The organism is Bacillus sp. EB106-02-03-XG38 (assembly GCF_058792175.1).
Genome location: NZ_JBYTED010000002.1, coordinates 313963 through 328317, shown reverse-complemented (window position 1 = coordinate 328317; position 14355 = coordinate 313963). Strand labels below are relative to the sequence as shown.

16 protein-coding genes and 1 riboswitch are annotated in these 14355 nt (G+C 35.9%); of the genes, 14 read left to right on the top strand and 2 right to left on the bottom strand.

Annotation, left to right across the window (positions count from 1 at the left end):
• The first annotated feature begins 179 nt into the window (after window positions 1-179).
• From hisZ to AC3WTI_RS10910, 12 genes are all read left to right on the top strand, one after another.
• Window positions 180-1442, top strand: coding sequence for an ATP phosphoribosyltransferase regulatory subunit (gene hisZ / locus AC3WTI_RS10965; RefSeq protein WP_087958046.1), 1263 nt, complete (start codon window positions 180-182; stop codon window positions 1440-1442).
• Complete coding sequence (gene hisG / locus AC3WTI_RS10960) at window positions 1418-2053, top strand: ATP phosphoribosyltransferase (RefSeq protein ID WP_087958048.1); 636 nt, start codon at window positions 1418-1420, stop codon at window positions 2051-2053. The genes hisZ and hisG overlap by 25 nt, the downstream gene beginning before the upstream one ends.
• A gap of 10 nt (window positions 2054-2063) precedes the next feature.
• Entirely contained in the window at window positions 2064-3353 is a 1290-nt protein-coding gene (gene hisD / locus AC3WTI_RS10955; RefSeq protein ID WP_087958050.1) for a histidinol dehydrogenase, read from the top strand.
• Window positions 3353-3937, top strand: coding sequence for an imidazoleglycerol-phosphate dehydratase HisB (hisB, locus tag AC3WTI_RS10950; RefSeq protein WP_087958051.1), 585 nt, complete (start codon window positions 3353-3355; stop codon window positions 3935-3937). Before hisD ends, hisB begins: the two co-directional genes overlap by 1 nt.
• Entirely contained in the window at window positions 3938-4567 is a 630-nt protein-coding gene (gene hisH, locus AC3WTI_RS10945; RefSeq protein ID WP_087958053.1) for an imidazole glycerol phosphate synthase subunit HisH, read from the top strand.
• Complete coding sequence (gene hisA / locus AC3WTI_RS10940) at window positions 4540-5259, top strand: 1-(5-phosphoribosyl)-5-[(5-phosphoribosylamino)methylideneamino]imidazole-4-carboxamide isomerase (protein ID WP_087958055.1); 720 nt, start codon at window positions 4540-4542, stop codon at window positions 5257-5259. The genes hisH and hisA overlap by 28 nt, the downstream gene beginning before the upstream one ends.
• Window positions 5253-6011, top strand: coding sequence for an imidazoleglycerol phosphate synthase cyclase subunit (hisF, locus tag AC3WTI_RS10935; RefSeq protein ID WP_087958057.1), 759 nt, complete (start codon window positions 5253-5255; stop codon window positions 6009-6011). Before hisA ends, hisF begins: the two co-directional genes overlap by 7 nt.
• Window positions 6008-6313 (top strand): phosphoribosyl-AMP cyclohydrolase, encoded by a 306-nt coding sequence (gene hisI, locus AC3WTI_RS10930; RefSeq protein WP_087958058.1) that lies wholly within the window; start codon window positions 6008-6010, stop codon window positions 6311-6313. Before hisF ends, hisI begins: the two co-directional genes overlap by 4 nt.
• A gap of 10 nt (window positions 6314-6323) precedes the next feature.
• Window positions 6324-6647: a phosphoribosyl-ATP diphosphatase gene (gene hisE, locus AC3WTI_RS10925; protein ID WP_087958060.1), complete on the top strand. Its 324-nt coding sequence runs from the start codon at window positions 6324-6326 to the stop codon at window positions 6645-6647.
• Between the two features lie 12 nt (window positions 6648-6659).
• Complete coding sequence (locus AC3WTI_RS10920; protein ID WP_087958062.1) at window positions 6660-7679, top strand: histidinol phosphate phosphatase domain-containing protein; 1020 nt, start codon at window positions 6660-6662, stop codon at window positions 7677-7679.
• 68 nt (window positions 7680-7747) lie between these two features.
• Complete coding sequence (locus tag AC3WTI_RS10915) at window positions 7748-7915, top strand: YozQ family protein (RefSeq protein ID WP_001118881.1); 168 nt, start codon at window positions 7748-7750, stop codon at window positions 7913-7915.
• A gap of 144 nt (window positions 7916-8059) precedes the next feature.
• Entirely contained in the window at window positions 8060-9031 is a 972-nt protein-coding gene (locus AC3WTI_RS10910) for a 2-hydroxyacid dehydrogenase family protein (RefSeq protein WP_087958064.1), read from the top strand.
• Between the two features lie 29 nt (window positions 9032-9060).
• On the opposite strand, the gene pssA is transcribed toward AC3WTI_RS10910, so the two are convergent.
• Together pssA and AC3WTI_RS10900 are read right to left on the bottom strand one after the other, a co-directional pair.
• The gene (gene pssA / locus AC3WTI_RS10905) at window positions 9061-9762 is read right to left on the bottom strand and encodes a CDP-diacylglycerol--serine O-phosphatidyltransferase (RefSeq protein WP_000285421.1); all 702 of its coding nucleotides are present in this window, start codon (window positions 9760-9762) and stop codon (window positions 9061-9063) included.
• Between the two features lie 181 nt (window positions 9763-9943).
• Window positions 9944-11830 (bottom strand): LTA synthase family protein, encoded by a 1887-nt coding sequence (locus tag AC3WTI_RS10900; protein ID WP_097841537.1) that lies wholly within the window; start codon window positions 11828-11830, stop codon window positions 9944-9946.
• A 254-nt stretch (window positions 11831-12084) separates the two neighbouring features.
• Here AC3WTI_RS10900 and AC3WTI_RS10895 point away from each other — a divergent pair, with 254 nt between their 5' ends.
• Together AC3WTI_RS10895 and lysA are read left to right on the top strand one after the other, a co-directional pair.
• A complete protein-coding gene (locus tag AC3WTI_RS10895) occupies window positions 12085-12480 on the top strand; it encodes a DUF3888 domain-containing protein (RefSeq protein WP_179192037.1) in 396 nt (131 codons plus the stop codon).
• An 89-nt stretch (window positions 12481-12569) separates the two neighbouring features.
• Window positions 12570-12751: riboswitch (Lysine riboswitch) on the top strand.
• Window positions 12752-12931: 180 nt separating this feature from the next.
• Window positions 12932-14248: a diaminopimelate decarboxylase gene (gene lysA, locus AC3WTI_RS10890; protein ID WP_087958068.1), complete on the top strand. Its 1317-nt coding sequence runs from the start codon at window positions 12932-12934 to the stop codon at window positions 14246-14248.
• The last annotated feature ends 107 nt before the right edge of the window (window positions 14249-14355 follow it).

Genomic DNA, 14355 nt, shown 5'->3' with positions numbered 1-14355 from the left:
ATCATACATAAAGCCCTTGAACCTAGCGTGAAAACGTGTAGGTGCAAGGGTTATTCCCGTTGTACCTACACTCTAATAAAGAGCCTTGTAGGTATATTTTACCTACAAGGCTCTTTTTATTTTCGGTTTAAGAGCACGAAATAGGCATACATTAGAAAAAGAAAGGTGTGAGAATTTAGATGACAAAATGGAAACGTGCAAACCCAAATGGAACGAGAGATTATTTATTCGAAGAATGTACGTTAATTGAAGAAGTGGAACAAAAATTAAGGCGTACTTTTTTAGAGAGGGGTTATGAAGAAATAAGGACACCAACAATAGAATTTTATGATGTGTTTGCCTTTCAAAATAGACCGATAGATGAAGAAAAGATGTATAAATTTTTTGATGAAAAGGGACGGATTATCGTCTTGCGTCCAGATATGACAATTCCTTTAGCGAGAGTGATTGGAACGCAGAGATGTGATACGTCACTTAAAGTAACGTATAGCGGGAATGTATTTCGAGCAAATGAGTCTCTTGCTGGAAAATATAATGAGATTGTACAAAGTGGTATTGAAATTATTGGGATTGATAATGTAAGAGCAGAAATTGAATGTGTCATAAGCGTCATTCAATCACTTCAAAAGTTGAAAGTACAATCTTTTACAATAGAGATTGGGCAAGTGCAGTTATATAAATGTATTGTAAAAAAGCTCTCTATTCATGAGGAAGAAGAGAGAGTACTTAGAACGTATATTGAAAGTAAAAATTATGCTGCTCTATCAAATTTTATGAGAGAAAAGAAATTAGATCGATGTGATGAAACAGTCAGATTGCTGGAGAAATTACCAAGGCTTTTTGGGAATTTAGAAGTAATTGAGGAAGCAGAAAAACTCGCATCAAGTAATGAAATGAAAATGGCTATTGCAAGAGTGAAAGAAATATATGAAGCGATTGAAAAACTAGGCTATGGATCTTACATATCAATTGATTTAGGGATGATTCAACATTTGGATTATTATACAGGTGTTATTTTCAAAGGGTATATATATGAAATTGGAGAAGAAATCGTTAGTGGCGGAAGATATGATGAGTTAATTGGAAATTTTGGAGAAATGCGGCCGGCTGTCGGACTCGCGGTGCAAGTCAATCAAATTGTGAAGGCGCTACAAGAGCAACAAGAGCCATATGAACGGAAAAGAATAGATATGATAATCCATTATGAGTTAAATAGATTAGCAGAAGCGGAACGATTACGTAGTTTACTTCAAAAGGACGGAAAAAAAGTAGAGCTATCTTTATTCTCTAATGTAAATGACACCTTTCAATTTGCAAGAAAAAATCAAATCGGAACGGTCATTGAGGCAAAGAACGAATCATTAGTAGAATATGTGTGGAAAGAAAAATGGGTAGTCCAGAAAGAAGGAGAAACCTCATGCGTAACATTCAAATTGCGTTAACGAAAGGAAGATTAGAAAAACATGTGATTCCGCTCTTTGAGCAAATTGGAATTGATTGTTCAGAACTCAAAAATAAAGGACGAAAGCTTGTCTTTCAAAGTAAAAATACAGATATCTCATTTATTTTAGTGAAAGCAGTAGATGTTGCTACTTATGTGGAACATGGAGTAGCTGATATTGGAGTTGTTGGAAAAGATGTTTTAATGGAAAACGAGAAAGATATTTATGAAATGTTAGATTTAGGAGTAGGTGTGTGTAAGTTTTGTGTTGCTTCTATTCCTACTTATAATGCGAAGAGCTACCGGAAGAAACGTATTGCGACGAAATATCCACATATTACTTCTAACTATTTTCATGATAAAGGAGAAGATGTAGAAATTATAAAAATAGAAGGTTCCGTAGAAATTGCGCCTATTCTTGGATTGGCAGATGCGATTGTTGATATTGTTGAAACAGGAAAAACATTACAAGAAAACGGGCTCATTGTATTTGAAGAAATGTATTCTATATCCGCTCGAATGATTGTAAACAAGGCTGCATTAAAAACTAAAAAAGACGAAATATTCAGTATTATAAATATGATGGAACAAGAAATTTTATCAGGAAAATAGGGGGATTAACATGGAAATCGTTTATGAAGATTTCAAAGAGGCGTTATCAAAAATAAAATTGCTAAGAGAAAACGCTAATATAATAGAAGAAACTGTTCAAAGAAGTGTAAGTGAAATCGTTCAAAATGTAAGGGAGAGTAAGGATGAGGCCCTATCTTTTTATACAAAAAAGTTTGATGGTGTAAAGGTTAAAGAATTTCGCGTAAGTGAAGAAGAAATAAAACAAGCCAGTATGTTTGTCGAAAATTCATTTTTAGAAGCGTTACAAGAGGCGAAAAAAAATATTATTTCGTATCATGAAAAGCAAAAAAGGCAATCTATATTCGATTGCGAGAGTGAAGGCATCATTAGAGGACAAATCATTCGGCCGTTAGAGAATGTAGGAGTATACGTGCCAGGCGGAACTGCTTCATATCCTTCGTCAGTATTAATGAATGTATTGCCAGCAAAACTCGCTGGTGTGAAAAAGATTGTAATGGTAACACCGCCGAGAGAAGGAGGAATTGATCCGCATATTTTAGTTGCTGCAAGCCTTGCAGGAATAGATGAAATTTATACGATAGGTGGCGCGCAGGCAATTGCTGCATTAGCATACGGGACGGAATCGATTCCGAAAGTGGATAAAATAGTTGGACCGGGAAATTTGTACGTTGCTCTGGCGAAACGAGAAGTATACGGAGTAGTGAATATTGATATGATTGCCGGACCGTCAGAAATTGTAGTTATCGCTGATGAAACAGGAAATGCAAAATATATTGCTGCTGATTTATTATCACAAGCAGAACATGACGAGAGAGCAACAGCAATTTGTATTACAACGAATATAGAGTTAGCAAAAGAGGTAGAAAAAGAGATAGAAAGACAGTTAGAAACATTACCAAGAAGCGAAATTGCACGTGAATCAATAAATAGAAATGGAGCTGTTTTTATCGTTCCTTCTTTAGATGAGGCACTGCAATTATCGAATGAAATCGCCCCGGAACATTTAGAGTTACATATAAAAGAACCGATGAATGCACTAGCTTATGTGAAACATGCAGGATCAATCTTTCTTGGGCCATATGCACCAGAACCGCTCGGTGATTATTTAGCAGGGCCGAATCATGTGTTACCGACAAGTGGAACAGCAAGATTTTTCTCACCGTTATCAGTCGATGATTTCGTGAAAAAATCAAGCTTCTTGTCTTATACAGAGGAGGCGTTAAGAGATGTACAACATCATATTGTAGAACTTGCCAATAAAGAAGGGTTACATGCGCATGCGAGAGCAATTCAAATAAGATTTGAGGAGGAAGAATGATGCGAGAGGCTAGTCAAATACGTGAGACGACAGAAACAAAAATAAAATTAAGTTTACAGCTTGATGAAGGAAAGGATGTTTCTATACAAACGGGAGTTGGATTTTTTGATCATATGCTAACTTTATTTGCAAGGCATGGAAGATTCGGTTTGCAAGTGGAGGCAGAAGGCGATGTTTTCGTTGATGCGCATCATACAGTTGAAGATGTTGGAATTGTACTCGGAAATTGTTTGAAAGAAGCATTGCAAAATAAAGAGGGGATTAATAGATACGGCTCCGCATATGTACCGATGGATGAGTCTTTAGGTTTTGTTGCAATTGATATAAGCGGACGCTCGTATATTGTATTTCAAGGAGAATTAACGAATCCGAAGCTTGGGGATTTTGATACCGAATTAACGGAAGAGTTTTTTAGAGCAGTTGCTCATGCTGCCAATATTACATTACATGCTCGTATCTTATACGGAAGCAATACACATCACAAAATTGAAGCATTATTTAAAGCGTTTGGTAGAGCGCTTAGAGAAGCAATCGAAAGAAATGCCAACATTACTGGTGTAAATTCAACGAAAGGGATGTTGTAATTGATTGCCATTATAGATTATGGAATGGGAAATATTCGTAGTGTAGAACAAGCCTTAAAGTATGTTGGAGCAGATTACATCGTAACGAGTGAGAAGGAAGAGATTTTTAGAAGTGATGGAGTGATTTTACCAGGAGTAGGTGCATTTCCAAAAGCAATGGATGAATTGGAAGAAAAAGATTTAGTGCGTGTGTTACAAGAAGTCGGCCGTTCAGGAAAACCACTTCTAGGCATTTGCTTAGGAATGCAGCTTTTATTTGAAAAAAGTGAGGAACTACAAGACTGTAACGGATTAAGTTTATTGCCAGGTGTTATTCGACAGCTAAAGGTTCCTTATAAGATTCCACATATGGGATGGAATGAGTTAAAGAAAGAGGGAGAAATGGCACTTTGGAATAGAGTGGAGGATGGTTCTTTCGTATATTATGTCCACTCTTATTACGCAGATTGTCCAAATGAAATTGTGTATGGAATAAGTGAATATGGAGTGAACGTACCTGGTTTTGTAGCAAAAGGAAGTATATATGGCGCACAGTTTCATCCTGAAAAAAGTGGTGATATAGGAATGCAAATGTTGAAAAATTTCAAAGGAGTGGTAGAAGCATGGAAATCTTCCCAGCTATCGATTTAAAAGAGGGCCGCTGCGTTAGACTGTATCAAGGAGAGTTTAGTAAAGAAACAGTAATGAATGAAGACCCGGTTGCGCAAGCGATTATATTTGAAAAGTTTGGAGCAAAAAGGTTGCACATTGTTGATTTAGATGGTGCAGTTGCTGGTGAGTCGTTAAACTTGTCCATCATTGAAAGAATTTGTAAGGCGGTACGAATTCCAGTACAAGTTGGAGGAGGAATTCGATCACTTATAGCGGTAGAGAAGCTATTGTCAGCAGGGGTAGACAAAGTGATTTTAGGAACAGCCGCTCTTTATGATAAGGCATTTTTAGAAGAAGCAGTTCTTCTATATAAAGAAAAAATCATTGTAGGCATTGATGCGAAAAATGGTTTCGTAGCAACGAGAGGTTGGCTTGATGTGTCTGAAATTTCTTACATTGATTTAGCGAAGCAAATGGAGAATGTAGGGGTTCAAACGATTGTATTTACAGACATTTCGAAAGACGGGACGCTTGCAGGGCCGAATATAGAGCAATTGGAGTTACTACAAAAAAGCGTTTCTATTCGTCTTATTGCTTCTGGAGGAGTGGCAACTATGCAAGATGTGAAAAAGTTAAATGATATGAATATATACGGTGTCATAATTGGTAAGGCTCTTTACGAGAAAACGATTGATTTAGAAGAAGTACTAGAGGTAACAAAGTTATGTTAGCGAAACGAATTATTCCTTGTCTAGATGTGAAAGAAGGGCGAGTCGTAAAAGGTGTAAATTTTATAGGGTTACAAGACGTCGGTGATCCTGTTGAAATAGCCGCTTTATATAACGAGGCGGGAGCAGATGAAATAGTATTTTTAGATATTACGGCAACGTATGAAGGACGAAAAACGATTATAGATGTTGTAGAAAAAACAGCTTCAAAAGTATTTATTCCCCTTACAGTTGGCGGGGGGATTTCAAGTGTTAAAGATATGTACAATTTACTAAGAGCTGGAGCAGATAAAGTTTCAATTAACTCAGCGGCAGTGAGAAATCCGAAGCTAATCAAAGAAGGGGCAGAACACTTTGGCTCACAATGTATCGTCGTCGCAATTGATGCTAGAAAAGTAGCCGAAGGTAAGTGGAATGTATATGTGAACGGCGGAAGAGTTGATACGGGAATGGATGCAATCTGTTGGGCAAAGCGTGTTACCGAGCTAGGAGCAGGCGAAATTTTATTAACGAGTATGGATGCAGATGGAACGAAAAACGGATATGACCTCCGCTTAACAGAAGAAATTTCAAGAAGTGTTTCCGTACCAGTCATTGCGTCAGGCGGATGTGGTCATGCTGATCACATTATAGAAGTTTTTCAAAAGACAACAGTTGATGCAGCTTTAGCGGCATCCATCTTTCATTATGGTGAGGCGACAGTGCAGGACGTAAAGAGAAAATTAAGAAATGCAAATGTTGAGGTGCGGTTATGAAACCTAACTTTTCAAAAGGACTACTACCAGCAGTCGTAATTGAAGAAGGTACAAAAGAAGTTTTAATGTTAGCTTATATGAATGAAGAAGCATATGAAAAAACGCTAGAGACGAAAAGAACATGGTTTTATTCTCGTTCAAGAAGGTCGTTATGGAATAAAGGAGAAACATCAGGACATATCCAATCTGTGCAATCTCTTTATTTAGATTGTGATCAAGATTCAATTGTTGTCGTCGTAAAGCAAGTGGGACCTGCTTGTCATACGGGAGAGAAGACATGTTTTCACTACAAAATTATATAGGGGGATACATATGGAAAACGCCTTTACATTACTATTTGAAACAATTGAAGAACGAAAGAGAAATCCACTTCCTGAATCATATACAAATTACTTATTTTCAAAAGGAGAAGATAAAATTTTAAAGAAAATTGGTGAGGAATGTACGGAAGTAATTATCGCATCTAAAAATAATGATAAAGAAGAGTTAGTGAAAGAAATGGTTGATGTACTGTATCACTGCTTCGTTTTATTAGCCGAAAAAAATATATCATTAGAAGATATTGTGGAGGAAGTAAGAGAAAGAAATGGGAAGCTTTCGAGAATAGGGGGCAGAAGAGAAATAGATACATTATAAGGGGGAATATGTATGAAAGTGGATTATCACATTCATTTAGAAGAAGGGCCGTATTCAATAGGATGGCTAGCTAAAATAAATGAAGCACTGCAACATTATGAACCGCTTAAAGAAGAAAAACATTCTATGGAATGGCTTGTGAAAACACAAGAACGCCTGCAAAGACGTGTGAAAGAAGGGCCATTTACAACGAAATGGATTGATTTATATTTAGAAGAAGCTTTGCGAAAAGGGATAAAAGAAGTTGGGATTGTCGATCATTTATACCGTTTTTATGAAGCGAAAGAATACTATGAAAGATATGTCGATATTAGTGATTCGAGGCTTGGTCGTTTACAGAAGGAATGGTTAGACCAAGTAAGGGTAGCGTCACTACATGATTTTATAAAGGCAATTGAAGAGGCAAAAGAACGTTGGAGTAAAAGAGGTGTTACGCTTAAACTTGGAATTGAAGCGGATTATTTTATTGGTGGTGAACGAAAATTACAATCTTTACTCGCATTAGGAGATTTTGATTATGTAATTGGTTCTGTTCATTTTTTAAATGGATGGGGATTTGATAATCCAGATACGAAAGAATATTTTAAGGAACATGACTTATATGCTTTATATGATACGTTTTTCAAAACAGTGGAGTGTGCAGTTCGTTCTGAGTTATTTGATATAATAGCTCATCTTGATAACATAAAAGTATTTAATTACCGGCTAGATGAGAATGAACAACTTTCTTATTATAAGGGAATTGCACGTGCGTTAGTAGAAACAAATACAGCAACGGAAATAAATGCGGGATTGTACTATCGCTATCCTGTGCGCGAGATGTGCCCGAGTCCACTATATTTACAAGTATTAGCTAAGCACGGGGTCCCGATTACACTCTCTTCAGATGCTCATTATCCGAATCATTTAGGAAAATATCTGGAAGAGAATATAAAGACGTTACGCAATCATGGTATTTCGCATGTAGCTACATTTACGAAACGAGTAAGAACGATGAGATTGTTTGAAGAAGAAGTTACAATTTTAAAATGATCATGATTTTTTGATGAAAACCCATCTTTTTGTTCAAAATAAGAAAGAATAAAAAGGAGGGTAAAGAAATGGCGAAACAACAAAATAAACAAAATGTACAAGGTGCACAGCAACAAGCGTATACTTCTGAAACGAATGCTACATCTCAATCCGTTATTGAGGAACAAATTAGTGATACAGTTGCAGAAGGAACGATCGATGTGAAGCTTGGAAAAGAATCGCAAGAGAAAGCATAAGAAGAGGGGAGACTTGCATCTCCTCTTTTTTCATGGAAAAGTGTCGATTTTCAAAACTATAATCAAATTCCTTGGTTTTTATATGTGGATTTCTTACAATGAAAGATAAGAGCTATCTTATTTTCTATAGAAGAGGTGTTAGTAGTGGCAAAAATATTAGTAGCAGGAAAAATTCCAGCAATCGGATTAGAACTATTAAAGGATCATGATGTAGAAATGTACGATAAAGAGGCGTTAATTTCTTTAGATGAATTAACAGAGCGTGTGAAAGACAAAGATGCATTGTTAAGCCTACTTTCTACAAAGGTGACAAAAGAAGTGATTGATGCGGCACCTAATTTAAAGATTGTTGCAAACTATGGTGCTGGTTACGATAATATTGATTACACGTATGCTGGAGAAAAAGGGATTTCGGTAACGAATACACCGAAAGTATCAACGGAAGCGACAGCTGAATTAACATTTGCACTTCTTTTAGCAGCTGCACGTAGAATTCCTGAGGGTGATACGTTATGTCGTACAACTGGATTTAATGGATGGGCACCGTTATTTTTCTTAGGCCGCGAAGTACATGGTAAAACAATTGGAATTATTGGCCTTGGAGAAATCGGTAAGGCAGTTGCAAAGCGTGCGAAAGCGTTTGGGATGAATGTTTTATATACGGGACCAAATCGAAAGCCTGAAGCTGAAAGTGAATTGGAAGCAACATATGTAACCTTGGAAGAATTATTACAAACGGCAGACTTTATTACAATTAACTGTGCGTATAATCCGAAATTACATCATATGATTGATGAAGAACAGTTCAAAATGATGAAGAAAACAGCGTATATTATAAATGCTTCACGTGGACCAATTATGCATGAAGCGGCACTTGCTCATGCATTAAAAACGAATGAAATTGAAGGGGCAGCTCTTGACGTGTTTGAATTTGAACCGAAAATTACGGAAGAGCTAAAAGGTTTAAAGAATGTAGTACTCGCTCCTCATGTAGGAAATGCAACATTCGAAACGCGTGATGCGATGGCTGAAATGGCAGTAAGAAATATTTTATCCGTATTAAACGGTGAAGAGCCTGTAACACCTGTAAATCAAAAAGTATTCGTTACAAAATAAAAAGAAACCTTCCAGAATCGGAAGGTTTTTTATTTGTCTTTATTTGCTCTTTTAGATGGTCTTTGTCTAAGAAATTGAGATAGCATATACAAAATATATAGTGGAATAGCAATGAATAAGAAAACAGAAAAATTACCGAACCCTGTTTGGTACATTGTGATAATGATTCCAACTAAAAATAGTGTAATGATGATGCTATATCGTGGAATTGGTACATCTTTTAAACTTGGGATACGAATGCGGCTCACCATTAAAAATGCGAACGTTACAAATACTGTAATAAGAACGATTTTTGGAATGGTATGTGAAAATAATGTTAGGAAAGCAACAAGCCCTCCCGCTGCTGTAATCGGTACCCCAGTGAAATATTTCATTGAAGTAGAAGATGGTGTTACATTAAATCGTGCTAAACGATATGCTCCGAAAAGAGGGAATAGTCCCGCTATGTATAGTCCGATGATTCCATAATTGGAGAAAGATGTGTAATACATAAGAACAGCAGGTGCGGCACCAAATGTTACGACATCTGCAAGTGAGTCAAGTTCTTTTCCCATTTGTGAATCAACACGTAATAAACGAGCAACACGCCCATCAAGACTATCTAACATCATCCCGATAAGTACTAAAATAGCAGCTGATTTATAATATCCTAAAGATGCATAGCCGATTGACAAGAATCCACTATATAAATTTCCGAGCGTAAATAAGTTTGGAATAGCTGCTCTATACAAAATCTGATCCCTTGCTTTCTGTAATAAATTCTTAATTAGTGTATGAAAGTTTACTTATTTTATCATACCATAAATTTCTTCCTCATACGAAAAAAATTCCCAATTTGTGAAAGATTTAATAGAAGAATGATTTGAAAAATAAGTAAAAAAAGAAGCAACTTTTATAAAGTTGCTTCGTGTATTATTCAAATTTCGTTGTCATTGTTCCAGTTTTATACCGATTGTTAGGATCGAAACGTAATAAATCTCCATAAATGAGTTTATCCGAGAGTTTTAATTCATTTTTTGCTTTTTCAATATTCGGTTGACATAATGTAATGTCCGCTTCTTCACCCGTATTTCGTTTATAACACATGTTTTTTGTATACACATAATCTTCCGAAACGAAGCTACCATCACGCATTACCATAAGTGGGTCTTCTTCTTTAATAAATAAGTCAGTTCCAAATTCAATCGATTGATTTGTTTTAATACCAAGTAAATGAAGTAGAGTTGGTTTAATATCAATTTGACCAGATACTTTAGAAATGACTTTTCCTTCTTGACCAGGCACATGAATAATGAGAGGGACGCGTTGTAATTGCATAGAATCAAACGGTGTAATAGCGTCTTTCCCAAGGAACTGAGCCATAGCAGCGTTATGGTTTTCAGAAATACCGTAATGGTCTCCGTAAATGATAATAACGGAATTATCATATAGCCCTTCTTCTTTTAATTGTTTAATAAATCGTTTAAGAGCTTCATCCGTGTAACGAACAGTTGGGAAGTAACGGTTTACAACACCACTTTCTGAATTGAACTCATCGACATATTGGTCTTCTGGATTTAGAAGAAACGGAAAATGGTTTGTTAAAGTAATGAATTTTGTATAGAACGGTTGTGGTAAAGATTTTAGCTTTGGAATAGATTGTTCAAAGAACTCTTTATCTTTTAATCCCCAACCGACGGACATTTGTTCTGTGCCTACGTAATCATTTAAATTAAAGTAACGATCATATCCAAGTGCAGGATACATTACATCACGATTCCAAAACGCTTTATCGTTTGAATGGAAGACAGCAGAAGTATATCCGTATTTCTTTAACTGTTCTGGTGTAGCTGTGTATTCATTTGTTGCGTGAGTAAAGAATACAGAACCGCGGTCTAACGGATAAAGTGAATTTTCAACGATAAATTCTGCATCAGATGTTTTGCCTTGTCCTGTTTGATGATAGAAGTTATCGAAATAAAAACTATCTTTAATAAATTCGTTTAAAAATGGAGTGATTTCTTTTCCATTTATTTTTTTATTAATAACAAAACTTTGTGTCGATTCCATTGAAATCAAAATGACATTTTTACCTTTTGCAGCTCCAAATAAGTTTTTATCAACTTGCTTATCTTTTGAGTCTGTATAGTTTTTAATTTCAGAGAACCCGTCACCACTTGCAAATACACGTTCAGCTGAAGATTTAGATTGAAGTGTAATATCAAATAGATGATATGTGTATAAACCTAAATTTTTCACGACAGTTTGACGGTCAAATGAGCGTGAGAACATTTGTGGTTTATAAATAACTGAAACAACAATTTGTAATGCTAGTAGAGCTGTTACACCACTAAAGAAAGTTCGCTTCTCAGAGCGAGAAAGCGGCGTTTTGTCACAAAATGCCGGGAATTTACGCGAAAGAAACATTAAAATAATCGCATCTGCAAATAACAGTAATGTTTTATACGTAAAGAGTTCTTTTATACTTGTCCCTAAATCAGCCATATTATTTGTTTGAAATAATACTGGGAACGTAACGAAATCGTTATAAAACCCATAAAACATTGCATTTCCAAATAAAATGAATGATAGTACAAAACTAATTCCAACTATAATTCGGTTTCGGTGTTTAGATGCCAATAAAGCAAAACCGAAAAATAAAAGTAGCGCAGCTATTGGATTAATAAAAAGCATAAATTCTTCAAAGAAATTATCAATTTTAATATCAAATGCTAGCTTGTACACAATATATGTTTTTATCCATAATAAAACGACTGCAACGAGTGCAAATCGCAGTTTTGGAAACAGACGTTGTAGCATAATATACTCCTCTCCTAAAAAGCATGACTGTTCTTGTGAGCCGGTTTGATTAGCGCCTCATTTTATATATACGAACAGTCCTTTATTATTATGTTTATTATACTATGAGTATCATTATACGAAAATAAAAGAGAGTTGTGGACTTTTTTATAATAATTGAGTAGAAAAAGGGCAGAAGGAGACAATATAACGGAGTTTCTATGTATGATTATTATCGTGCGCAGAAAGAATCGTGTAACAATACGGAGGTTATAATGCGAAAATTATTATATTTTATAGTATGCAGTAGTGTTATACTTTTTGCTTCACCGAGTGTGTCGGTAGCCCAATATGATGCACCTCTTATGGAAGATGCCCTTTATTCTGTTTTATTTCCGAAAATAAATAAAGCAATTGAAAAACAATATGGGAGCTTAAAACCTTATCAATGTCCGAAAATCATCAGTTTAAAAAAAGTGTATAGCGGTACATATTTATTTCAAGCGAGTATTGAAGTGACGAAGTATGAACAGGTTGGTGGGAAAATTGTTCCACCATTTGAGAAGGTAACGATTACATTTAATAACGAAGAGGGCGAATGGGAAGTAACAAAGGTTTTAGTAAAGCGATTACCAAATGATACGAAATTAAAGTGTAAAAAAACAATATAAAAAATTGTTTGACAAATAAAATGGTCCTTTGGTATTGTTAATAGCAACAATTAGATGTTTGAAAATTAAATAGACTTACCTCATCTACTCTCAAAGGTAGAGGCCGCGATAGGAAAGAGTAAGCTATGGGAGATTTAATGGAATCTGTGATCATAGGTTGAAAGGGACTATTGCCGAAATATAAGAATAACCATCTTATTCATATATTGGGACTGCATTGAATAAATGTAGTACTGTCATAAGATTTGTTTTATGGAGAGCTATTTGGAGATGTTGATGCGGTTTCTTATTTTGAGGAGATAACAACTCGTTTATTTTTTCAATATATATTTTTCCTAATAAGAAACGCGTGTGAACATTGTTCCGCGCGTTTTTTGTCTATCTAAAAGCGTGCTGCAATGAATAGAAGATTGGGGTTATGAGTTTTAGAGGAAATAAGGGAGGAATTCAAATGTATTTACACGGCACAAGCCGAATCAATGGGCAAGGACACTTAGAAATTGGAGGGTGCGATACGACGCAGCTAGCAAAACAATACGGAACACCACTTTATGTATACGATGAAGAGTCTATTCGAGGAAAGTGCCGCGCGTTTCATCGTGCTTTTAAAGAGAGTGGTTTCTCTTACCAAGTAGCATATGCAAGCAAGGCGTTCTTGTGCATGGAGATGTGCCGAGTGGCTCGTGAAGAGAATATGTCATTAGATGTTGTTTCTGGAGGAGAATTATATACTGCGCTTCAAGCTGGATTTCCGGCATCACGTATTCATTTTCACGGCAATAATAAAACAGATGAAGAAATTGTGATGGCTCTTCAGGCAAATATTGGTTGTTTTGTCGTAGATAATTTCTTAGAATTAGAGATTTTGCATGATTTAGCAGTGCAACATGGGAAATTTGTGAACATATTAATTCGTGTAACGCCAGGAGTAGAGGCGCACACACATGAATATATTACAACAGGTCAAGACGATTCGAAATTTGGATTTGGCGTGTCAAATGGTCAAGCGATGCAAGCAATTGAGCTTGCTTTACAAAAATCAAATTATAATGTGCTAGGAATTCATTCACATATCGGATCACAAATATTTGAAACGGCCGGTTTTGTGCGAGCAATTGAAGTTCTTCGTCAATTTTTAGAAGAAGTGAGAGAGCGAACAAATTATGTAGTAAAAGTGCTAAATGTGGGCGGAGGATTCGGAATACGCTACACAGAATCAGATACGCCATTAACTCTTGAGACATATGTGCGAGCTGTAACAAATGCAGTGAGGGAACAATTTACAGTATGTAATTATCCCTTGCCAGAAATATGGGTTGAACCAGGCCGTAGTATTGTAGGTGATGCTGGAACGACACTTTATACAGTCGGATCTGTGAAAGACATTCCTGGTATTCGGAAATATGTATCAGTGGATGGTGGGATGACTGATAATTTAAGACCTGCTTTATATAACGCTCGTTATGAAGCGATGTTAGCGAATCGAGGGAACGATGAGAACGAGGAAGTTGTTTCGATTGCAGGGAAATGTTGTGAGAGTGGAGATATGTTAATTTGGGATATTACTCTACCGAAAGTTGCTACTGCCGATTTATTAGCAATTTCTTGTACAGGGGCATACGGTTACTCGATGGCGAATAATTATAACCGGATTCGTAGACCAGCTGTCGTCTTCGCGAAAGGTGGCACATCACAAATTGTTGTAGAGCGCGAAACATATGAAAATATTATTGGGAACGATCGCATACGTATTAAAGAACTGGTTTAAATGGGGAAAAAGGAGTTGTTCGGATGGGCAATTCCTTTTTTATAAAATAAAATAATTAAAGTATATCGGAAAACTAGGATTGAAAAAAATCAGAATTGTGATAAAAT

Coding starts and splice junctions, on each gene's coding strand:
- hisZ (WP_087958046.1), top strand. CDS start 180: ATGACAAAATGGAAACGTGCAAACCCAAATGGAACGAGAGATTATTTA.
- hisG (WP_087958048.1), top strand. CDS start 1,418: ATGCGTAACATTCAAATTGCGTTAACGAAAGGAAGATTAGAAAAACAT.
- hisD (WP_087958050.1), top strand. CDS start 2,064: ATGGAAATCGTTTATGAAGATTTCAAAGAGGCGTTATCAAAAATAAAA.
- hisB (WP_087958051.1), top strand. CDS start 3,353: ATGCGAGAGGCTAGTCAAATACGTGAGACGACAGAAACAAAAATAAAA.
- hisA (WP_087958055.1), top strand. CDS start 4,540: ATGGAAATCTTCCCAGCTATCGATTTAAAAGAGGGCCGCTGCGTTAGA.
- hisF (WP_087958057.1), top strand. CDS start 5,253: ATGTTAGCGAAACGAATTATTCCTTGTCTAGATGTGAAAGAAGGGCGA.
- hisI (WP_087958058.1), top strand. CDS start 6,008: ATGAAACCTAACTTTTCAAAAGGACTACTACCAGCAGTCGTAATTGAA.
- hisE (WP_087958060.1), top strand. CDS start 6,324: ATGGAAAACGCCTTTACATTACTATTTGAAACAATTGAAGAACGAAAG.
- AC3WTI_RS10920 (WP_087958062.1), top strand. CDS start 6,660: ATGAAAGTGGATTATCACATTCATTTAGAAGAAGGGCCGTATTCAATA.
- AC3WTI_RS10915 (WP_001118881.1), top strand. CDS start 7,748: ATGGCGAAACAACAAAATAAACAAAATGTACAAGGTGCACAGCAACAA.
- AC3WTI_RS10900 (WP_097841537.1), bottom strand. CDS start 11,830: ATGCTACAACGTCTGTTTCCAAAACTGCGATTTGCACTCGTTGCAGTC.
- AC3WTI_RS10895 (WP_179192037.1), top strand. CDS start 12,085: ATGCGAAAATTATTATATTTTATAGTATGCAGTAGTGTTATACTTTTT.
- lysA (WP_087958068.1), top strand. CDS start 12,932: ATGTATTTACACGGCACAAGCCGAATCAATGGGCAAGGACACTTAGAA.